The sequence below is a fragment of the Saccharothrix stipae genome (assembly GCF_054781895.1).
The window spans coordinates 136,234-157,083 of sequence record NZ_BAAGTN010000005.1 but is presented as its reverse complement, the minus strand read 5'-3'; the positions used below and the strand labels follow the sequence as shown (position 1 = coordinate 157,083).

Below are 20,850 nucleotides of genomic sequence, written 5' to 3'. Positions count from 1 at the left end.
GAGAGAAACCCGCCAGTGGACGACCGGGGTCTTGCCTCATGCCGTTGCGTCGTTGTGCCGCTGCTCTTCTCCCCAAAAGGAGGGCTTCGTGTCATCCCGCCGACCTGGCTCTGCCCTACCGCGCGTGTCAAGGGGGCGGGGTTCGGGCTTGCCCGGTGTGGGTCTCCTGCCGCCCCCTTGACGCGGGTGGTAGCCCGGAGGGAGGTCGGTGGGATGGCACGGAGTCCGGACCCACGACGAGACCGGGCAGGACCGGGTAGTCGGGGTCATCCTGCTGATCTGCCCGTCCGGCGAGGACGCTTTTGATCTTTTGCCCTTGCTCTGCCTCTGCCTCCGCCGACCAGCGGCGACGGGTCAGGTGATCGGGAGGACCCGCCCCAGCACGGCGAACGGCCGGGGGTCGCCGGTGAACTGGTAGTGCCGCAGCACGTCCACGAAACCCACCCGTCGGTACAACCGCCACGCCTTGCTCGGACCCTCCGGAGTGGACAGCAGCACCCGCGAGCTCGGCACGCCACCCAGCAGGTTGCGCAGCAGCTGCTCCCCGACACCCCGCCCCTGCGCACCAGGCAGGACGTGGAGTTCGGTCAGCTCGAAGTAGTCGCGCATCCACTCCTCCACCGCCCTCGGCCCGGACATCATGGTCAGCCCGTGCCGCACCTGCTCGTGCCACCACTGACCGACCGAACCGCGGTAGCCGTAACCGATGCCGACCAGCTCGTCCTGCTCGCCCAACGCCACCACGCATCGCCAGCCGTCACGCAGCATGTGCGCCAACCACATGGGCGCGCGCTGCTCGGCCGTGCCGGGCGGGTACTCCATGGCACTGACGTAGAGCGCCAGCGCCTCGTCCAGCCGGGAGTTCAGCTCGCGCGCGGACAACGTCACGATCCGCCGGGACGGTGCGGCGGTCACCGGGCGACCTCGGCGGACGTGCCACCGGTCAGGTCGAGCAGCCCCGCGTAGGTCGTCGGGTAGACCGCGTGCGGGTGCCCGGCGGCGGCCCACACCACCTCGTACTGCTCAAGAGCGACATCGACGAACGTGAGGATCGGCGCCGGGTGGCCCACCGGGGAAACGCCGCCGATGACCTGGCCGGTGTGCTCGCGCACGAACTCGGGCGTGGCCCGCTCGATCGAGTCCGCACCCGCCAGCACGGCCAGCTTGTCGGTGTCGGCCCGGTGCGCGCCGGAGGTGAGCACGAGCAGCGGCGCGGCGACGCCGTCGCGGACCGCGGCGAACACCAGGCTGTTGGCGATCGCGCCGACCGGCACACCCACCGCGTCGGCCGCCGCGGCGGCGGTTCGGACGGCGTCGGCCAACACGCGGATCCCGTTCGCGGCCTCGTGGTGGCCCGCCTCGGACAGTGCGGCGGCCACCTTGCGGATGCCGGGGTGGTCGAGTGCGCTCACCTGTTCATAAGACCACGGGCGGTCGGCTTGAGGAGTGCCGGGCCGGCAGGATAGTCTGGTCTGGCTCGAACGTTTGTTCGAGCAATGCCTTGGTGGTGGGGCGGGGGAAGCGCCCCACCACCAAGTGCCGCCGTCTCCCCGCGGCGGTCGTCGCTGTCCCGACGCCGCGAGGAGGCCGCGAGATGACTCAGACCTTCCCCCGCCGCATTCCCCTCCCGCTACCACCGGCGTCGGCGGTGACCCTGCTCGGACAGGCCCGCGAGTGCCTGGCCGAGGCCGAACGGGATCCCTCGCCGCACGCCCGCTTCGCCACGGCCTACCTGGCCGCGATGCGGGCGGCGGCGGCCGTGCTGGCGGCCAGGGGCCGACCCCACCGGGGCCGGGCCAAGCCGACCAGCGTGTGGGTCCTGCTGTCCTCCCTCGCGCCGGAGTTGCGCGAGTGGGCCGCGTTCTTCGCCGAGTGCTCGGCGACGCGCGCGGCCGTGCTGGCGGGCATCACCAGGCAGGTCACCGAGCGCGCAGCCGACGACCTGGTGCGCCAAGCGGCGCAGTTCACCGAGTTGGTCGACGAGATCATGTACGAGGACGGACTGTGAGCAGGGGACTGGTCGCCTACGACCGCCTGATCGACGTAGTGGAAGCCGAAGCCGAGCGCCTGGCGGCGGCGGCCGAGGGACAGCGCCCGGAACGCCAGGTGCCCGCGTGCCCCGGGCTCAACCTCGGGGAGACGGCGCGGCACGTGGGCAGCACGTACCGGATGGTGTCGACGTGGCTGAGGGAAGGCAGCCAACCCCTGGTGTGGCAACAGGACCCGGAGCCGGGGCAGGCGTTGCCGGACTACGTCCGCGCGGGCGTGCGGCCGCTGGTGCGGGCGCTGCGGCCGCACGAGCCGGACGACCCGTGCGAGACGTGGTGGCCGGCCGAGCGCAACCACAACTTCTGGGCACGGCGGCTGGCGCACGAGTCGACCGTGCACCGGATGGACGTGCAGGCGGCGGCCGGGCTGCCGATCGACCCGGTGGACGACGACGTGGCCGAGGACGGCGTGGACGAGATCCTGACGCTGTGGTTGGGACACCGGCTGGACGTCCTCGGCGTGCGCGGCACGCGGGAGGGGACGGTGGCGATCCGCACGGGCGACAAGGTGTGGCTGGCCACGACCGGCCCCGACCCGGCGGTGGCCCGGCTGGTCACCGACGAGGAGGCGGCGTCGGCGCACGGCGAGGTGATCGGCGCGCCGATGCAGGTGTACCGCTGGCTGTGGGGCCGGATCCCGGACCGGGACCTGCCGCCGACCACCGGTGACCACGACGCGATCGCCCAGCTGTGGGCGTTGCTGAGGCTGGCCACCAAGTAGTCGTGCGTCCGCCGCCGGGTGCCCGACCCCCACCCGGCGGCGGACGTGGCGAGCCGCTCACAGCGTCAGCGAGGTGACCTCTTCCAGCCCGTCGGACTTGGCGGTCTCCAGCCGGAAGCGGGCCACCCGCCCCTCGATCTCCAGCACCCCCACCGAGTTGCCGAAGTGCGGCCCGCTGAGCTTGTGCCACGCCACGGGGTCCGGCGAGATGCCCCGCCGATCCGCCCACCACCGCAGCACCCGCGCGATCGGCTTCGACCACGACAGCCGGAACGCCGGCCGGAACACCCACGGCGGGTCGTTGTGCACCGGCGAGCACACGAGTTGGTACACCTTCGCGTCCACCGACGACGGGAACGTCGCCCGCGCCGCGTAGCTGTGGTGCACGTCGCCGGACAGCACGCACACCGTGCCCGGCGCGTCGTCGGCCTTCGAGATCCGCTCCAGCAACCGGGCCAGCCGCTCGAACGACGCCCGGAACGCGGGCCAGTGCTCCAGGTCCGCGACCTGCCGCACCTTCTCGCCGACCCGGCCCCGCCACCCCGGCAGACCCGCCATCCGCTCGTTCATCGACTGGAGGTGGCTCAACGCGTGCGGCATCAGCCACGGCAGGGACGAGCCGACCAGCAGGTGGTCGAAGTCGCCGTGGGCGTTCTCCTCGATCCAGTCGAACTCCCGCTCGCCGACCATGAGCCGCTGCGGCCCGGACAGGATGCGCCCGCTGCGCGTGTCGATCACCAGCAGCCGCACCCGGCCGAAGTCGCGCCGGTAGCTCCACCGGGTCGACTTGCCGCCGTCGACCTCCTGGTCGGCCTGCTCGGCGAAGTCCTCCAGCAACGGCTGCACGTCACCGCCGCTGGACCGCACCTTGGCGTACAGCTCGTCGCGCGCCAGCTCGTCCGGGCTGAGGTTGCCCAGGTGCTGGTAGACCCAGTACGACGCGAGCCCCGCCCGGATGCGCTCGGGCCACCAGCGCTTGGTCGCCATCTGCTCGCGCCACGTCCGCGAGGTGTTCCAGTCGTCGCGCACGTCGTGGTCGTCGAAGATCATCGAGGTCGGCACGACGGACATCAGCCAGCGGATCTCGGGGTCGGCCCACGACTCGTGGTACAGCTCGGCGTACTCGCGGAACGACACCACCTCGCCCGCCGGCTCCGGTCTGCGCTCGGCCAGCCACTGGGTGATCCGCGGCGTCGGCTCGTCGGCGTAGACCTGGTCGCCGAGCAGCACCAGCGCTTCCGGCCACCGGTCCCGCGGCTCGTCCTTCATCCGCAGCGCGTACGCGTCCAGCGCGTCCGGGCCGAGCTTGTCCGCCGTGCCGTCCGACGACTTCGCCGCGCGGCACGAGCCGAACAGCAGCCGCCGCACCGGCGTGGTGCGGATGCTCGGCGGCGGGAAGGGCGAGTCCGGTCGCGGCCACACCAGGTCGCCGTCCAGTCGCACGTCGTAGGCGGTGTCGGAACCGGGTGGCAGCCCCTCGACCACGACGAGGGCGAAGTGCTGCTCGCCCACCTGGAACGTCTCCGCGTGGTGTCCGGCGATGGTGACCTCACACGGCGTGTCCGTCTCGACCCACACCGTGGCCGAAGTGGAGTCGACGTGCCGCAACACCGGACCGAGAACCAGGTCAGCCATGGGGGAAAGGTATCGCGCGGGCCGGGAGGCCGGGTCAACCGCGTGCGGCGGGCTGCGGTGAGGCGGGCACCCCGTGCCCGGCCGCGGCGGTCCGGGTGATCAGGTGGTCCACCACGTCACGCAGGTCGTTGCGGTGGGCGTGCGCACGACGTTGCCGCCGGGCACCTCCACCGTCCCGGCACAGGCGGTGCAGGACCGGGCGGACCACGTCGAGCTCGCCGAACCCGTCGAGGACGGGGCCGACGTCGTGCAGCAGCCGGCGCACGAGCTGCGCCACCGGTCGCAGGCGGTCGTCGCGCGGGTCGTAGCCCTGGCCCGTGCAGCCGTCGCGGGCGGCGCGCCAGCAGGCCGCGCGCAGCACGTGATCGGCGACGGCGGGACCGGTGTCGCCCCGCCGGACGCGGTCGAGGGCGGTGACGGCCATGGCGCGGACGAGCGCGGCGAGGGCGATCACCTGCTCGACGTCGGCGATCGCGTCCATGGGCCGGACCTCGACGGTCGGCAGGTGCGCGCTGGCGCGCACGTCCCAGAACAACGTGGCCTCGTCCACCAGCGCGCCCATCTCCAGCAGGCCCGCGACCGCCCGGTCGTACTCGTCGACGTCGGCGAAGCGGGGTGGTGGCCCGGACACGGGCAGCAGGTGGGTGGCCATGGTGCGCCAGCAGGCGTAGCCGGTGTCGCGGTGGTCGTGGAACGGCGAGTTCGCGGCCAGCGCGATCAGGACGGGCAGCCAGGGGCGCAGGTGGTTGCCGACCAGGACGGCGTGCTCCCGGTCGGGCATGGCCACGTGGACGTGGGTCGCGCACACCGCCGCGGCGTCGGTCGTGGCGCCGTACCGGCGTTGCCCCTCCCGGTACCGGGCGTCCTCGCGCACCGGCGGCGGGCGGTCCGCTCCCAGCACGGGCGTGCCCGAGGCGTACACCGCCAACCCCTCACGCGCCGCCGCCTCCCGGACCGCCGCCCGCATCCCCGAGACCTGGTCGCGCACCTCCGCGATACCGGTGCACGGCGGTGTCTTGGCCTCCACCTGGTACTCGGTGAACTCGCCGCTGACCTGCTCGCCGAGCGCCCGTCGCGCGGTCGGCAGGACCCGTGACGCACCCACGGCGACGGTCCGCGTCCGGGGATCGACGAGGAAGTACTCCTCCTCGATCCCCAACGTGGGTGGCGCGTGCTGCCTCACCGTCACGGGATCCAGGGTTCCCCGTGGTGCGGGATCGCACCGGCAACCACCCGGTCGGGCTTCCGAACCACGTTTTTCGGAGGCAGGACCGACCGCCCGGGCGTTACCTTCGGGCCATGGCGACGAGGTGGTACGACGTGGTGGTCGACGCGGCCGATCCCGCCGCGCTGGGCCGGTTCTGGTCGGCGTTGCTGGGCACGCGGATCACCGGCGAGAGCGACGACGAGGTCGACGTGGCGCTCAGCGACGGGCTGGAGCTGGTGTTCGTGCCCGTGCCGGACGCGAAGGTGGTGAAGAACCGCGTGCACCTGGACCTGACGTCCACGTCGCCGGAGGACCAGGCGGCGATCGTGGCGCGCGCGGTGGCGGCGGGCGCGAAACCGGTCGACGTCGGGCAGGGCGACGTGCCGTGGGTGGTGCTGGCCGACCCGGAGGGCAACGAGTTCTGCGTGCTGGAGCAGCGCGACGAGTACGCCCACACCGGTCCGGTGGCGGCGGTCGTGGTGGACGCGTTCGACCCGCCGGCGCAGGTGGCGTTCTGGGCCGGTCTGACCGGGCTGCCGGTGACGCGCGAGGACGCCGACTTCGCGTCGCTGCGGCAGGAGGCCGGGCCGTCGCTGGAGTTCGTGCGGGTGGGGGAGCCGAAGTCGGTGAAGAACCGGCTGCACCTCGACCTCGCACCGCCCCCCGACGGCGACCTGCCGACCGAGGTGGCCCGGCTGGAGGCGTGGGGCGCGGTGCGGGCCGACGTGGGGCAGATCGACGTGCCGTGGGTGGTGCTGGCCGACCCGGAGGGCAACGAGTTCTGCGTGCTCACGCCCCGCTGAGCGCTCAGGCGGTGTCCGCGCCGGAGCGGCTCGCGGTGGTGGCGGCCCCGAACCAGGTCGGCAGCCGGTCGACGAGGTCCCGCTGGTCTTCGCCGACCCACGCCACGTGGCCGTCGGGCCTCAACAGCACGGCGGGCACGTCCAGTTCCTCGCTGACCTCGACGACGTGGTCGACCCGGTCCTCCCAACCGGCCACCGAGAGCCGCCCGGTCTGGTCGAGCAGCAGCCCGCGGCCGCCGTGCATCCGCTCGTAGAGGCGCCCGTGCTTCAGGCCGACGTCCCGCAGCCGCTTGCCGAGCAGGTCGTGCCCCTCGCCGAAGTCGTAGCGGATCCCGATCGCGGTGATCTTCTCCATGATGCGCCGGTTCACCTCCTCGATCTCCATCAGCTCCGACAGCAGCCGGCGCACCGCCCGCGGCCCCGGCTCGGTGGACATCAGCTCGATCTGCGCGCGGGTGTTGTCCAGCACGTCGGCGGCCACCGGGTGGCGTTCGGCGTGGTAGCTGTCCAACAGCCCCTCCGGCGCCCAGCCGTCGACCGCGGCGGCCAGCTTCCAGCCGAGGTTGAACGCGTCCTGGATGCCGAGGTTCAGCCCCTGCCCGCCGGTCGGCGGGTGGATGTGCGCCGCGTCGCCGGCCAGCAGCACCCGGCCGACCCGGTAGCGCTCGGCCAGCCGGGTGGCGTCGCCGAAGCGGGACAGCCAGCGGGGCGAGTGCACGCCGAGGTCCGTGCCCGCGGTCGCCAGCAGCGCGGCCCTGACCTCGTCCAGGGTCGGTGGGACCGCGCGGTCCTCGGCGACCCCTTCGGCGGGCACGATCACGCGGTACACCCCGTCCCCGAGCGGCATGGCCCCGAACCGCAACTGGGTCTTGCGCACCTCGGCCATCACGGCGGCCAGCGTCTCCGGCGACGCGGTCAGCTCCATCTCGCCCAGCAGCGTCTCGACCCGGCTGGGCTCGCCGGGGAAGTCGACGCCGAGCAGCTTGCGCACCGTGCTGCGGCCGCCGTCGCACCCGACGAGGTAGCGCGAGCGCAGCCGCGTGCCGTCGGCCAGCTCGGCGGTGACCCCGTCGTCGTCCTGGCTCAGCCCGACCAGTTCACGGCCACGCCGGATCTCGGCGCCGAGTTCGGTGGCGCGTTCGGCCAGCAGGCGGTCGGTGGTGGTCTGCGGGATGCCGAGGATGTACGAGTGCGCGGTGTCCAAGCCGGCGGGCCACGGACCGCCGATGCCGGCGAAGAACCCGCCGACCGCGAACTGCCGGCCGTGGGCGAGGAACCGCTCCAGCAGGCCGCGCTGGTCCATCACCTCGATGCTGCGCGAGTGCAGGCCCAGCGCGCGCACGTACTTGGTCGGCTCCGACTCCTTCTCCAGCACGACGACGCGCACGCCGTGCAGCCTCAACTCGGCGGCCAGCATCAAGCCCGTCGGACCACAGCCGACCACGATCACGTCAATCATGCGAACCCCCATTAACGGCGCACTTCGGCTGCTTCGCGAATCCCTGATTTCCTCAGGGTTCGACCACGGCCGCAGATTTTGCGGTACTACCCGGGTCTTGCCGCAAGACCCCCTGTGCGCTATAAGTTGAAGGTGGCGGGAAGTGGGTTTCCCCGTCGCGCCTTCTCGCCGGCGGTGGTCCGGTTCCCCTCATGTCGACATCGTTCGTCGCGATCGGCCGTTTCGCAGGACGGCCCCGTACCCGTGCTCTGGCGATCACCCGGGAGAGCGTCTACCGTGCTTCCGTATGCAATATATTAGTCGGGGGTTGTTCCGGGACCAGGCGCTGATCGCGATCCGCGAGGCGATCCTGGGCGGCGACCTGGCGCCCGGTGTGCCGATCAAGGACGTGGAGCTGGCCGAGCGGCTGGGGTTGTCGCGGACGCCGGTGCGGGAGGCGTTGGCCCGGCTGACCGACGAGGGCCTGGTCGAGAGCAAGCCGCACAGCTACACGCGCGTGACGCCGCTGGACACCGCGGCGGTGCGCGACGCGCACATCGTCGTCCAGACCATGCACGCGCTCGCCGCCCGGCTGGCCGTCCCGCGCGTGGTCGAGGCCGACCTGGACGCCATGCGCGCCGCCAACACGGCGTTCGCCCACGCCCTGGCCACCGGCGACGTGCGCGCCGCGCTCGCCGCGGACGACGAGTTCCACGCGGTGGCCGTGCGGCGCAGCGACAACTTCGCCCTGATGGCCACCATCGAGCGCTACACGCCGCTGGTGCGCCGCCTGGAACGGCTGCGGTTCGCCGCGCCGACCGGCCGCCACTCGGTGGCGATGCACGATGAGATCACCACCGCCTTCGCCGCGGCCGACGCCGACCTCGCGGCCCGGCTGGTCGAGCGGAACTGGGCGACGTTGGCCGACCTGTTGGAGGAGAACTGACATGGCGCTGGACGATTTCGCGCGCTTCCCGCTGACCTTCGGCCCGTCCCCGGTGCACAAGCTGGAGCGGTTGACCGCGCACCTCGGCGGCGCGCAGGTGTGGGCCAAGCGGGAGGACTGCAACTCCGGGTTGGCCTACGGCGGCAACAAGACCCGCAAGCTGGAGTACCTGGTCGCGGACGCGTTGGCGACCGGCTGCGACACGTTGGTGTCGATCGGCGGCGTGCAGTCCAACCACACGAGGCAGGTGGCCGCCGCGGCGGCGCGGGCCGGGCTGAAGTGCGTGCTGGTGCAGGAGAGCTGGGTCGACTGGCCGGACGCGGTGTACGACCGGGTGGGCAACATCCTGCTCAGCCGGCTGATGGGCGCCGACGTGCGGTTGGTGGAGGCGGAGTTCGGCATCGGCGTGAAACCGGCGTGGGAGCAGGCGATCGAGGACGTGCGCGCGGCGGGCGGCAAGCCGTACCCGATCCCGGCGGGCGCGTCGGACCACCCGTTGGGCGGGCTCGGGTTCGCCGGGTGGGCGGCCGAGGTCGAACGGCAGGAGGCCGAGCTGGGCGTGCGGTTCGACACGGTGGTCGTGTGCTCGGTGACCGGCAGCACGCAGGCGGGCATGGTCGCCGGGTTCGCGGGCAGCGGTCGGACGGTCATCGGCATCGACGCCTCCGCCGAGCCGTGCGACACCCGCGGCCAGATCGCCCGCATCGCCAAGAACACGGCCGGCCTGCTCGGCGTCGAGGTGGCCGACGAGGACGTCATCCTCGACGACCGGTTCCACGAGGGCATCTACGGCGTGCCCGGTGAGGCCACGGTGGAGGCGATGAAGCTCGGCGCCCGGCTGGAGGGCATGATCACCGACCCGGTGTACGAGGGCAAGTCGTTGGCGGGCCTGGTCGAACTGGTCTCCACCGGCGAGATCCCGCGCGACGCCACGGTGCTGTACGCCCACCTGGGCGGCCAACCCGCGCTCAACGCCTACAGCTCCCTGTTCCGCTGACCGGGCGCCGCGTCACGCCCGCAGCCGCAGCCCCTTGGGCGTGGCGCGGAAGCCCGCGTCCTGGAGGATGCCCGCCAGCCGTGAGCCCAGCGCGACCTCGCCGTCCGCGCGCTGCACCGCCAACTGCCCCAGCCAACCGTCCCGCACCGCCCGGCTCAGCGCCTGCGCCGCGGCCTGCAACGGCACCTCGTCCTCGGTGAACGACAGCAGCGACCGGCCGCCCCGCTCGACGTAGAGCGTGGCCAGCCCGTCCACCAGCACCACCAGCGCACCGGACTTGCGGCCCGGCCGGTGCTTGCCCTCGCCCGACGGCTCCGGCCAGGTCAGCGCCGCGCCGTAGGGTTGGGCCGGATCGGCCGCCGCGAGCACCACGGCCTCCGACGTGCCCACGTGCTCCTGGCCGGGCGGTCGGGACGACGCGCGCAACCGGTCCACCGCGCCCCGTGCCGCGAACTGCGCCGCGCCGAGCCCTTCGACCACGTACCCGCGCACGACCTGGCCGGACTCCTCCATCGCGCGCAGCACCCGGTACACGCCGCTGAACCCGCCGGTCACCCGCTCGGTGTCCAACGCGCCGCGGGTGAGCACGCCGTGCCGCTCCAGGAACGCCTCGGCCCGCGCGTGCGCACGCCGGGTCGCGTCCACCGCCGGCACCACGGCCAACGACCACCGGCCCGCCACCGTCGGCGGCCCGGTGCGGCTGGGCATGTCCGGCCGGCCCGACCGCATCCGCGCGTACCGGCCGCGCGGCGCCGCCCGCCGCGGCTTGTGCGCCGTGCCGCCACCCGCGACCAGCGCCCGCAGCGGCGCCAGCGTGTCGTTGGTGACCACACCCGCCCACACCAGGTCCCACAACGCGCCGACGACCTCGCCGTCCGTGGTCGGGCCCTGCAACGACACCCGGTCGACCAGCTGGCGGAAGAACAACGCGCCACCGCCCAACGCCTCCACCACGGCGGTGTGCAGCGACGAGTCCGGCATCGCCTCCGGCACCAGGTCCGGCAGCAGCAGGTCGGCCACGTCCGCGGGCGCCAGCGCGATCCAGCCGTCACCGCCCGCCAGCGAGCCGCAGCCGGTCCACGTCACCTCGCCGGACGCGGTCAGCTCGTCCAGCAGCGCCGGGCTGTAGCCGGGCAGCCGCGCGGGCAGCACCAGCGACTCCACCGCGCTCGCGGGCAGCGGCGCGCCCGCCAACTGCTCGACCACCGAGTACACGTCGTCCACCGTCGGCGCGGACCGCAGCCGCCGCCCCACCCCGTGCCAGCCCGGCAGGAACCGGCCCAGCGCGGCGGGTTCCACCGGCTCCACCTCGGCCCGCAGCCGGGCCAGCGACGCCCGCCGCAACCGCCGCAGCACGTCGGCGTCGCAGTACTCGGTGTGGGTGCCGCCGGGCCTGAGCTCACCGCGCACCAACCGCCCGGTGGCCGCCATCCGCTCCAGCACACCCGTCACCACCGCCACGCCCAACCCGAACCGCTCCGCCGCCTCCAGCGCCGGGAACGGACCGTGCGTGCGCGCGTACCGCGACAGCAGGTCGCCCAGCGGGTCGGCCACCGGCTCGGTGAACACCTCCGGCACGCCCACCGGCAACGCCACGCCCAGCGCGTCGCGCACCCGGCCCGCGTCCTCGATCCCGATCACCCGGTCCTGGCCCGCGATGCGCACCCGGATCGCCCGCCGCTGCGCCACCAGGTCCGCCAACCACTCCGGCCGCACGCCGCGGGCCAGGGCCTCCGCCTCGGACAGGTCGCCGAGGAACCGCAGCAGGTCCGCCGCGCCCTCCGCGTCCCGCGCGTGCCGGTCCGGCGCGAGGCGTTGCAGGTTGCGCTCGACCTCCTCGACCACCTCCGGGTCGAGCAGCTCCCGGATCGCCTCGGAACCCAGCAGCTCCGCCAGCAGCGCCGAGTCCAGCGACAACGCCGCCGCCCGCCGCTCGGCCAGCGGCGCGTCCGCCTCGTACAGGAACATCCCGACGTACCCGAACAGCAGGCTGCGGGCGAACGGCGACGGCGACGGCGTCTCGACCTCCACCACGCGCACCTTCCGCGCCCGGATGTCGGCCATCAGCTCACGCAGACCGGGCACGTCGTACACGTCCTGCAAGACCTCGCGCATCGCCTCCAGCACGACCGGGAAGCTCTCGTACTTCGCCGCCACCGACAGCAACTGCGCCGCCCGCTGCCGCTGCTGCCACAACGGGGAGCGCTTGCGCGGGTCACGCCGGGGCAGCAGCAGCGACCGCGCCGCGCACTCGCGGAACCGGGCCGCGAACAACGCCGACCCGCCGACCTCGGCCACCACGACCTGCTCGACCTCCTCCGGGTCGAGCAGCACGTCGTCCGCGCCCGCCACGACCTGCGCGCCGTCCAGGTCGACCGCGTCGGGCAACCTGATCACGATGCCGTCGTCGGAGTGCGCCGCCTGCACCTCGATGCCGCGCCGCTCCCGCAGCCTGGCCGCGATCGCCAACGCCCACGGCGCGTTGACCTGCGCCCCGAACGGCGAGTGCACGACCAGCCGCCAGTCGCCGAGCTCGTCGCGGAAGCGCTCCACCAGCACGACCCGGTCGTTGGGCACGTGCCTGGTCGCCTCGCGCTGCTCACCCAGGTACGCCAGCAGGTTCGACGTCGCCCAGGCGTCCAACCCGGCCGCCGTGGTCCGCTCCGCCGCACCGCTGTCGTCCATGGTGGACACCTCGCGCAGGAACTTCCCCAACGCCCGCCCCAGTTCCAGCGGGCGGCCGGGTGCGTCGCCCTTCCAGAACGGCATCCGCGCGGGCTGACCCGGCGCGGGCACCACGATCACCCGGTCGTGGGTGATGTCCTCGACCCGCCACGACGACGTGCCCAGCAGGAACGTGTCGCCGACCCGCGACTCGTAGACCATCTCCTCGTCCAGCTCGCCGACCCGGGAACCGGGACCGCGCTCGGACGGCGGCGTCATCACCGCGAACAGCCCGCGGTCCGGGATCGTGCCGCCCGACGTCACCGCCAACCGCTGCGAACCCGGCCTGCCGCGCAGCTCGCCGGTGATCCGGTCCCACGTGATCCGGGGCCGCAGCTCGCCGAACTCCTCGCTCGGGTACCGGCCCGACAGCATGTCGAGCACCGCCTGCAACGCGGACTCCGGCAGCGCGGCGAACGGTGCGGCCCGCCGCACCAGCCCGGACAGCGACTCGACCGTCCACGTGTCCATGGCCACCATCGCCACGACGTGCTGCGCCAGCACGTCCAGCGGGTTGCGCGGGTACCGCACGGCCTCGATCGCGCCGTCCCGCATCCGCTCCGCCACCACCGCGCACGACACCAGGTCGCCCCGGAACTTCGGGAACACCACCCCGCGCGACACCGCGCCGACCTGGTGCCCGGCCCGGCCGACGCGCTGCAACCCGGAGGCCACCGTCGGTGGCGCCTCCACCTGCACCACCAGGTCGACCGCGCCCATGTCGATGCCCAGCTCCAGCGACGACGTCGCCACCACGCACGGCAGCCGGCCGGACTTCAGCTCCTCCTCGACCACCACGCGCTGCTCGCGTGACATGGAGCCGTGGTGCGCGCGGGCGACGGCGGCCGAGCGCTGGGTCGTGGTGCCGGACTGGCCGGCCAGCTCGGAGGGGTACCGCTCCACGTCGGCGACCACCTCGGCGGCCTCTTCGGACAGCTCGTTGAGCCGCGCCGTGAGCCGCTCGGCCAGCCGCCGGGAGTTGGCGAACACGATGGTCGACCGGTGCTGCCGGACCAGCTCCAGGATCCGCTGCTCCACCGCGGGCCAGATCGAAGCCCGCTGCTCCGCACCCGCCGCCGAGCCGGACACCTCGCCGGTCGGCTCGCCCAGCACCGACATGTCCTCGACCGGGACCTCGACCCGCACCTCGATCGTCTTGGCCGTCTTCGGCTGCACCACCCGCACCGGCCGCCCGCCCGCGAGGAACGAGCCCACCTCCTCGACCGGCCGGACCGTCGCCGACAGCCCGATCCGCTGGGCGGGCCGTTCCAGCAACGCGTCCAGCCGCTCCAGCGACAGCGCCAGGTGCGCCCCCCGCTTCGTCCCCGCCACCGCGTGCACCTCGTCGACGATCACCGTCTCCACCCCGCGCAACGAGTCACGTGCGGCCGACGTGAGCACCAGGAACAGCGACTCCGGCGTGGTCACGAGCACGTCCGGCGGCGTCCGCGCGAAGGCCCGCCGGACGTCGGCGGGCGTGTCACCGGTCCGCATGCCGACGGTGATGTCCGGTTCGGGCAGCGACAGCCGGTGCGACGCCTGCCGGATGCCGGCCAACGGCCCCCTGAGGTTGCGCTCCACGTCCACCGCGAGCGCCTTCAACGGCGAGACGTACAGGACCCGGCACCGCCGCTTCGGCTCGGCGGGCTTCGGCGTGGCCGCCAACCGGTCCAACGCCCAGAGGAACGCCGCCAGCGTCTTGCCGGACCCGGTGGGCGCGATGACCAGCGCGTGCTCACCCGCGGCCGCCGCCTCCCAGGCCCCGACCTGCGCCGCCGTGGGCGCGTCGAAGGCCCCGGCGAACCACTGCCGGGTCGCGGGGGAGAAGGCGGCCAGAACGTCCATCCCCCCATCTTGAACCACCCCACCGACAGTGTTGGATTGCCGCTGCTCCGCAGACGGCGGGCGAGGTCGCCCGGAAGTCGGTCGTTCGCGTCCTGATTCCCGACGATCGAAAAGCGTGATCGCCGGGAATCAGGACGCGAACGACCGACGCGACCTCGCGTGGTGGGTGGGCTGTGGCACGATCACCACGGCTTGAACCTGAGGGGTGTATCCATCGTGCGCGTCCTGTCCGTCGACCTGGGCACTTCCAACACCGTCGCGGTGCTCGCCGCGCACGGCCGGCCGCCCCGGGTCGTGGAGGTGGACGGCTCGGCCACCATGCCGTCGGCCGTGTACTGCGAAGAGGACGGCACGCTGGTCGTCGGCCGCGACGCCGAGCGCCGCGCCCGCCTCGACCCGGCCCGCTTCGAACCCAACCCCAAACGCCGGGTGGACGACGGCGTGCTGCTGCTGGGCGACAACGTCGTCCCGGTCACCGACGCGCTCGCCGCCGTGCTGCGCCGCGTGCTGGAGGAGACCACCCGCCAGCTGGGCGGCGAGTCGCTGGACGAGGTCCGCCTCACCCACCCCGCGCAGTGGGGCCCGACCCGCCGCAACGTGCTGCTGTCGGCGGCCCGCCTCGCGGGCGTGAGCGGCGAGATCGTGCTGGTCCCCGAACCGGTCGCGGCCGCCTCCCACTACGCCTCCCTCTCCGTCGGCCAGGCGCTCGCGGTGTACGACCTGGGCGCGGGCACGTTCGACGTGGCCATCGTCGGCGCCACCCAGAGCGGCTTCACCGTGCTCGCCGAGGACGGCCTGCCGGACCTGGGCGGTCTGGACGTCGACCAGGCGCTGCTCGAACACGTCGGCCGCCAGGTCTCGCACCGCGACCCGGCGGCCTGGCAGCGGCTGCTGCGCCCCGAGTCCACGGCGGACCGCCGCGCCCGTCGCACGTTGCAGGAGGACGTCCGGGCGGCCAAGGAGTCGTTGTCGCGGCACGCGCACACCGAGGTGCCGATGCCGGAGCCGTTCGAGGACGTGCTGGTCAACCGCTCCGACCTGGAAGCGCTGGTCCGGCCGAGCATGATGCGCAGCGTGGAGCTCCTGGAGTCCACGATCCGCTCCACCGGCATGGCGCCCAACCAGCTCGCGGGCATCTACCTGGTCGGCGGGGCCAGCCGCATCCCGCTGGTGGCGACGATGATCGCCGAGCAGGTGCGGATCGTGCCGACGAGCCTGGACCAGCCGGAGACCTCGGTCGCCCTGGGCGCGCACCACGTGCCCAAGAACGGCGTCACTCCGCGCTCCCAGGAGCCGACCAGGCCCAAGGAACCCGACACGGTCGTCACCACGCCGGTGACGCCGCCCGGCGGCCAGTACCGGCCCAGCCCGACGGTCGGCGGCACCCACCAGGCCAACCCGAACCAGGCCAACCCGACCGTGAGCGGCCCCTACCAGGTGAACCCGCAGACCAGCGGCTCGTACCAGGTGAACCCCAACGTCAGCGGTCCGTACCAGGTCAACCCCCACGCCAGCGGGCCCTACCAGGTCTACCCGCAGACCGGCCCGCAGCAGTTCAACTTCCCGACCGTCAGCCCACGCGCCCAGTCCGCACCGGAGCAGCGCAAACCCAACCGGACCCTGCTGCTCGCCGCGGGCGCGGCGGTCGTCCTCGTGCTCGCCGTGGTCGGCGGCATCTACGCGTTGAGCGGCTCGGGCGTGCCCAGCGCGCAGGACTGCAAGAACGACACCCAGCAGGACGACAAGGGCTTCACCGAGTGCCTGCGCCTGTTCGCGGGCGCCGTCCCGGACACCGGCACGTGCAAGGCGGGCGGCACACCCGGCGTGGGCGGCGTCGCCGACATCAAGGGCACCGTGGTGAGCTGCGCGGTGAAGGACGACTACTCGGTCCAGTACGTCCTCACCGAGACCGTCGTCGGCGCGCAGCACGGCGCCGAGGCCGTCGTGCGGTCGCTCAAGACCGACATGGTCGAGGCGCAGTGGGCGGGCAACGGTCTGACCGGCAAGTACCGGGCCGCCGCCGACGGCGGGCTGGGGCTGCTCGTGTTCACCGCCGACAACCTCCCGCTGCTGGGCATCGTGACCAAGAGCGGCGGCGAGGAGCTGAGCCCGGACCAGGTCGCGGACTTCTTCGAGGCCTCCGTCCAACCAGGCGTGTGACCACGGGTCCCGCGCCCGGGCACCTGAACCCGGACGGTGGCTGGTAGCCCCCCATCGCCCCTGGCAGAGTCAAAGATCATGACCGCGGTCGACGTCGTGCAGCGCAGGGTGCTGCGGGTGCTGGCGGTGACCCAGGTCCTCGGCGCGGCGGGCGTCACCATCGGCCTCGCGGTGAGCACGCTCATCGCCGCCGTGCTCGCCGACTCCGACGCCGTCGGCGGCCTGGCGCAGACCGCCGCGGTGGTCGGCGCGGCCCTCTTCGCGTTGCCCGCGGCCCGGTTGGCGGCCCGCAGCGGTCGCCGTCCGGCACTGGTCCTCGGCTACGGCGCGGGCGCGGTGGGTGCGGCCGTCGCGGCGTGCGCGGTGGTGCTCGGCTCGTGGCAGGTGCTGCTGCTCGCGCTCGTCCTGTTCGGCGCGGCGTCCAGCGCGAACCTCGCCGCCCGGTACGCGGGCGCCGACCTCGCCCACCCGCACCGCCGGGCGCGCTCGGTGGCGTTGGTGGTGTGGGCGGCGACCCTGGGTGCCGTCGCCGGGCCGAACCTGGCCGATCCGGCGGGTCGGGTGGCCGTGCGGCTGGGGTTGCCGGTGGGCGCGGGGCCGTACCTGCTGTCGGTCGTGTTGTTCGGCCTGGCCGCGCTGGTCGTCCGGCACTTCCTCAAGCCCGACCCGCTGACCCTCGCGAAATCCGCCGTGACGCCCGCGACGCCGGTCACACCCGGGCGGGGCGTCGGCGCCAAGCGGTCGACGGCGGTGTGGCGGTCCCTGCCCGCCGCCGGGAAGCTCGCGCTGGGCGGCGTGACGCTGTGCCACACCGCGATGGTCGGCCTGATGTCGATGACCCCGGTGCACATGGAGCACTCGGGCGCGTCGCTGCGCGTCGTCGGCGTGGTGATCAGCCTGCACGTCGCCGCGATGTACGCGGCCAGCCCGCTGTTCGGCTGGATGGCCGACCGGCTCGGCAGGGTGCCCGTGCTGGCGATCGGCGCGGCGCTCGTGGTCGCCGCGTCCGGCATCGCGGGCATGGCGCCCTCGCACGACGCGCCGCAGCTGGCCGCGGGCCTGGCGCTGCTGGCGTTCGGCTGGTCGGCGGGTGTCGTGGCGGGATCCGCGCTGCTCACCGAGTCGGTCGGGGTGGTGGACCGGCCGGCCGCGCAGGGCCTGTCCGACCTGTGCATGAACGTCGGCGGCGCGCTCGGCGGCGTCGCCGCGGGCATCGTGGTGACCGCGTGGTCCTACGCCGCGCTGGGCCTGGTCGTCGGGTTCACCGCGCTGCCGCTGCTGGTGACGTGCCTGTTCGCGTCGTTGCAGCGAGTGCGGTGATCAGCGCTTGCGGTTGTACCAGAGCGCCCGCAGCCCGACGACGATCGCCGCGACGAGCCCGGCGATCATCGCGACCGTGGCGATCGGCGACGACATCCCCGTGGGGTCTTCCTGCAAGAACAGCACCCGTCGAGGTTAGCGCGGGTCAGCGCGCGGCCGCGGCGAACTCGCGCACCCTGACCGTTTCACCCGCCGTGCGCCAGACCATGCCCCACACCAGCCGCGGCGCGTCCACCAGCGGCAGGAACGCGATCCTGGGCCGGGCGAAGTAGCCCGCGGCGTGCGCGCCCAGCGGGCAGACGCCCTCGCCGTCGGCGATCGCGGTGAGCAACTCCTGGAACGTCGTGACGTCCCGTCCACGCGTGATGGCCGAGCCCGCGGGAGTCGCGTCACGCCAGTAGGCGGCGCGGAAGACCGTGTCGCGCGCCAGGTCCTCCAGGGTCACGGACCGTTGCCGCGTGAACGGGTGCGTGTCGGACACGGCGAGCACCAACGGCTCCTCGTGGACGACCGGTCCCGCCGTCAGATCGGGCTCGTCGACCGGGAACAACGTCACCAGCACGTCCACCTCATCGCTCCTGAGCAGCGAGAACGGGTCGATGAACGGCGCCTCGCGGACGCGCACCTCGCTGTCGGGGTGACGGGTGCGGAACCGGTCCAGGACGTCGCCGACCAGGTCGGCGACCGCCGGCGCCTCGAACCCGACGCGCACCAGGGACGTCCCGCGTGCGGCTTCCACAGCGCGCGCTATGCCGTCCACGATCTGCCGGTAGGCCGGCGCCAGGTCGTCCCGCAGCCGGTGGCCGATGGGGGTGAGCGCGACCCGGCGGCTGGTCCGCTCGAACAGCGGCGCGCCGATGCGGCGTTCCAGCTGCTTGACGGACTGGCTGACCCGCGCCTGGGAGACGTGCAGCCGCTCGGCGGTGCGGCTGAAGTGGAGTTCCTCCGCCAGCGCCAGGAAGACCTCCAGGTCACGTCGTTCCATAACCGCCAGGTTATCGTTCCATCGGACCTTCGTCGTTGTTCGGGTCCCTCCCGGCGACGATTCTCGACCACATGGAGAACCTGCTGCTCGTCCGCGCCGCCCAGGCCGAAAAGCTCGACGCCGACCCCGCCGCCGTGGTCACCCTCCTCGCCGACCTCGACGGCCTGACCGGCAACCGGTCCACCTTCCGCGACGGCTCGGACGGCGCGCCGCCGCACTTCCACACCCGCGCCTCGGAGCTGTTCTTCGTGCTCGACGGCACGCTCCAGGTGCTGTTGGACCAGGACGTGGTGACCCTGGAGCGCGGTGACTTCCTCGTCGTGCCGCCACGCGTGCCGCACGCGTTCGGCGCGCTCAAGGGCGCCGACGCGGACATCCTGTTCGTCTTCACGCCCGGCATGGGGCGGTTCGACTACTACCGGCTGCTCGACCGCGTGCAACGCGGCGAGGCGAGCCCTCAGGAGATCCGCGACTCGCAGGACCGGTTCGACAACCACTACGTCGACAGTCCGGCCTGGAAGGCGGCGCGCTAGCCTGGACCCGATGCGCATCACGATGTTCCGCAAGCTGATGGCGGGCGAGTTCGGCCAGGTCAGAGCGGAGATGGTGGCCCGGGACCACGTGCTGTCGGCCCTCGGCGGCCGGACTCCCGACCAGGCGTTGGACGCGGGTGTGCCGGCCAAGGAGATCTGGCTGGCCGTCTGCGACGCCTTCGACGTGCCGGAACAACGGCGGTGACGTGGCCGGTGACCTCGTCGGCGCACGTCGACCCGGTGTGTCGACCAAGTGGTCGAACACCTGTTCGGCTACACTCCCCGACACGACCGGGTGACAACACCCCGCAGGTGACCTGGTCCCCGCCGAAAAATGTCGGACCCCACCCGTAACGTCGGCCCCGACATCGCACCGCGACCCCAAGACACTCCGAGGTGGACTCCAAGATGGCACCCCAGGCACCCGACCGGGACAAGGCCCTCGAACTGGCCCTGGCCCAGATCGACAAGCAGTTCGGCAAGGGCTCGGTCATGCGGCTCGGCGAGGAGACCCGCGCCCCGATCCAGGTGATCCCCACCGGTGCGATCGCGCTCGACGTCGCGCTCGGCATCGGCGGCCTGCCCCGCGGCCGCGTGGTCGAGATCTACGGCCCCGAGTCCTCCGGTAAGACCACGGTGGCCCTGCACGCCGTGGCCAACGCCCAGCGCAACGGCGGCATCGCGGCGTTCATCGACGCCGAGCACGCGCTCGACCCCGACTACGCGAAGAAGCTGGGCGTCGACACCGACGCGCTGCTGGTCTCCCAGCCCGACACCGGCGAGCAGGCGCTGGAGATCGCGGACATGCTGGTCCGCTCCGGCGCGCTCGACATCCTGGTCATCGACTCGGTGGCGGCCCTGGTGCCCCGCGCCGAGATCGAGGGCGAGATGGGCGACAACCACGTGGGTCTGCAGGCCCGCCTGATGAGCCAGGCGCTGCGCAAGATCACCGGTGCGCTCAGCAACTCCAACACCACCGCGATCTTCATCAACCAGCTGCGCGAGAAGATCGGCGTGATGTTCGGCTCGCCCGAGACCACGACCGGTGGCAAGGCGCTGAAGTTCTACGCCTCGGTGCGGCTGGACGTGCGGCGCATCGAGACCCTGAAGGACGGCGGCGAGCCGGTCGGCAACCGCACCAGGGTCAAGGTCGTGAAGAACAAGGTGGCCCCGCCGTTCAAGCAGGCCGAGTTCGACATCCTCTACGGCCAGGGCATCAGCCGTGAGGGCTCGCTCATCGACATGGGCGTGGACCAGGGCATCCTGCGCAAGTCGGGCGCCTGGTACACCTACGAGGGCGACCAGCTGGGCCAGGGCAAGGAGAACGCGCGGAAGTTCCTGCGCGACAACCCGGACGTGGCCAACGAGATCGAGAAGCGGATCAAGGACAAGCTGGGCATCGGCGCCACCCTCGACGCCGAGGAGCCCGCCGCCGCGCCTGTCGAGTTCTAGCCGGCGTGGCGGGAAGAGGTGGCCGTGGTCGCGGGC

General features: G+C 73.1%; 18 protein-coding genes. 10 read left to right on the top strand and 8 right to left on the bottom strand.

Going from position 1 to position 20,850, the window contains the following annotated elements; all coding sequences use genetic code 11:
• Positions 1 to 354 precede the first annotated feature (354 nt).
• The gene (locus tag ACYVLT_RS09535; RefSeq protein ID WP_461119765.1) at positions 355 to 915 is read right to left on the bottom strand and encodes a GNAT family N-acetyltransferase; all 561 of its coding nucleotides are present in this window, start codon (positions 913 to 915) and stop codon (positions 355 to 357) included.
• Entirely contained in the window at positions 912 to 1,412 is a 501-nt protein-coding gene (locus ACYVLT_RS09530; RefSeq protein ID WP_360466218.1) for a YbaK/EbsC family protein, read from the bottom strand. Before ACYVLT_RS09530 ends, ACYVLT_RS09535 begins: the two co-directional genes overlap by 4 nt.
• Positions 1,413 to 1,594: 182 nt before the next feature.
• On the opposite strand from ACYVLT_RS09530, the gene ACYVLT_RS09525 reads away from it, so the two are divergent.
• Both ACYVLT_RS09525 and ACYVLT_RS09520 read left to right on the top strand, forming a co-directional pair.
• Entirely contained in the window at positions 1,595 to 2,008 is a 414-nt protein-coding gene (locus ACYVLT_RS09525) for an SAV_6107 family HEPN domain-containing protein (RefSeq protein ID WP_461119764.1), read from the top strand.
• Positions 2,005 to 2,769, top strand: a complete 765-nt coding sequence (locus ACYVLT_RS09520) for a maleylpyruvate isomerase N-terminal domain-containing protein (protein WP_461119763.1) — start codon at positions 2,005 to 2,007, stop codon at positions 2,767 to 2,769. The genes ACYVLT_RS09525 and ACYVLT_RS09520 overlap by 4 nt, the downstream gene beginning before the upstream one ends.
• 57 nt (positions 2,770 to 2,826) lie before the next feature.
• Here ACYVLT_RS09520 and ACYVLT_RS09515 read toward each other — a convergent pair whose 3' ends face one another.
• The gene (locus ACYVLT_RS09515; protein WP_461119762.1) at positions 2,827 to 4,404 is read right to left on the bottom strand and encodes an alkaline phosphatase D family protein; all 1,578 of its coding nucleotides are present in this window, start codon (positions 4,402 to 4,404) and stop codon (positions 2,827 to 2,829) included.
• A 34-nt stretch (positions 4,405 to 4,438) separates the two neighbouring features.
• Positions 4,439 to 5,593: a carboxylate-amine ligase gene (locus tag ACYVLT_RS09510; RefSeq protein ID WP_461119761.1), complete on the bottom strand. Its 1,155-nt coding sequence runs from the start codon at positions 5,591 to 5,593 to the stop codon at positions 4,439 to 4,441.
• 110 nt (positions 5,594 to 5,703) lie between these two features.
• On the opposite strand from ACYVLT_RS09510, the gene ACYVLT_RS09505 reads away from it, so the two are divergent.
• The gene (locus tag ACYVLT_RS09505; protein ID WP_461119760.1) at positions 5,704 to 6,414 is read left to right on the top strand and encodes a VOC family protein; all 711 of its coding nucleotides are present in this window, start codon (positions 5,704 to 5,706) and stop codon (positions 6,412 to 6,414) included.
• Between the two features lie 4 nt (positions 6,415 to 6,418).
• On the opposite strand, the gene rox is transcribed toward ACYVLT_RS09505, so the two are convergent.
• Positions 6,419 to 7,873 carry a rifampin monooxygenase gene (gene rox, locus ACYVLT_RS09500; RefSeq protein WP_461119759.1) on the bottom strand — a complete coding sequence of 485 codons (1,455 nt, stop codon included), beginning with the start codon at positions 7,871 to 7,873 and terminating at the stop codon, positions 6,419 to 6,421.
• Between the two features lie 307 nt (positions 7,874 to 8,180).
• Here rox and ACYVLT_RS09495 point away from each other — a divergent pair, with 307 nt between their 5' ends.
• Positions 8,181 to 8,798, top strand: coding sequence for a GntR family transcriptional regulator (locus ACYVLT_RS09495; protein ID WP_461119758.1), 618 nt, complete (start codon positions 8,181 to 8,183; stop codon positions 8,796 to 8,798).
• Position 8,799: 1 nt separating this feature from the next.
• Positions 8,800 to 9,795, top strand: coding sequence for a 1-aminocyclopropane-1-carboxylate deaminase (locus tag ACYVLT_RS09490; RefSeq protein WP_461119757.1), 996 nt, complete (start codon positions 8,800 to 8,802; stop codon positions 9,793 to 9,795).
• Positions 9,796 to 9,807: 12 nt separating this feature from the next.
• On the opposite strand, the gene ACYVLT_RS09485 is transcribed toward ACYVLT_RS09490, so the two are convergent.
• The gene (locus ACYVLT_RS09485) at positions 9,808 to 14,364 is read right to left on the bottom strand and encodes an ATP-dependent helicase (protein ID WP_461119756.1); all 4,557 of its coding nucleotides are present in this window, start codon (positions 14,362 to 14,364) and stop codon (positions 9,808 to 9,810) included.
• 216 nt (positions 14,365 to 14,580) lie between these two features.
• On the opposite strand from ACYVLT_RS09485, the gene ACYVLT_RS09480 reads away from it, so the two are divergent.
• A complete protein-coding gene (locus ACYVLT_RS09480; RefSeq protein WP_461119755.1) occupies positions 14,581 to 16,524 on the top strand; it encodes an Hsp70 family protein in 1,944 nt (647 codons plus the stop codon).
• Between the two features lie 78 nt (positions 16,525 to 16,602).
• Positions 16,603 to 17,844 (top strand): MFS transporter, encoded by a 1,242-nt coding sequence (locus ACYVLT_RS09475; protein WP_461119754.1) that lies wholly within the window; start codon positions 16,603 to 16,605, stop codon positions 17,842 to 17,844.
• Here ACYVLT_RS09475 and ACYVLT_RS09470 read toward each other — a convergent pair whose 3' ends face one another.
• Positions 17,845 to 17,970 carry a hypothetical protein gene (locus tag ACYVLT_RS09470; RefSeq protein ID WP_461119753.1) on the bottom strand — a complete coding sequence of 42 codons (126 nt, stop codon included), beginning with the start codon at positions 17,968 to 17,970 and terminating at the stop codon, positions 17,845 to 17,847.
• Positions 17,971 to 17,989: 19 nt separating this feature from the next.
• On the bottom strand, positions 17,990 to 18,829 hold the full coding sequence (locus tag ACYVLT_RS09465) for a LysR family transcriptional regulator (RefSeq protein WP_461119752.1): 840 nt from the start codon (positions 18,827 to 18,829) through the stop codon (positions 17,990 to 17,992).
• Positions 18,830 to 18,900: 71 nt separating this feature from the next.
• Here ACYVLT_RS09465 and ACYVLT_RS09460 point away from each other — a divergent pair, with 71 nt between their 5' ends.
• The 3 genes from ACYVLT_RS09460 (at position 18,901) to recA (ending at position 20,814) form a co-directional block, all read left to right on the top strand.
• The gene (locus tag ACYVLT_RS09460) at positions 18,901 to 19,362 is read left to right on the top strand and encodes a cupin domain-containing protein (RefSeq protein WP_461119751.1); all 462 of its coding nucleotides are present in this window, start codon (positions 18,901 to 18,903) and stop codon (positions 19,360 to 19,362) included.
• A gap of 10 nt (positions 19,363 to 19,372) precedes the next feature.
• Positions 19,373 to 19,567, top strand: a complete 195-nt coding sequence (locus ACYVLT_RS09455) for a DUF3046 domain-containing protein (protein ID WP_461119750.1) — start codon at positions 19,373 to 19,375, stop codon at positions 19,565 to 19,567.
• A gap of 203 nt (positions 19,568 to 19,770) precedes the next feature.
• Positions 19,771 to 20,814 carry a recombinase RecA gene (gene recA, locus ACYVLT_RS09450; protein WP_461119749.1) on the top strand — a complete coding sequence of 348 codons (1,044 nt, stop codon included), beginning with the start codon at positions 19,771 to 19,773 and terminating at the stop codon, positions 20,812 to 20,814.
• The last annotated feature ends 36 nt before the right edge of the window (positions 20,815 to 20,850 follow it).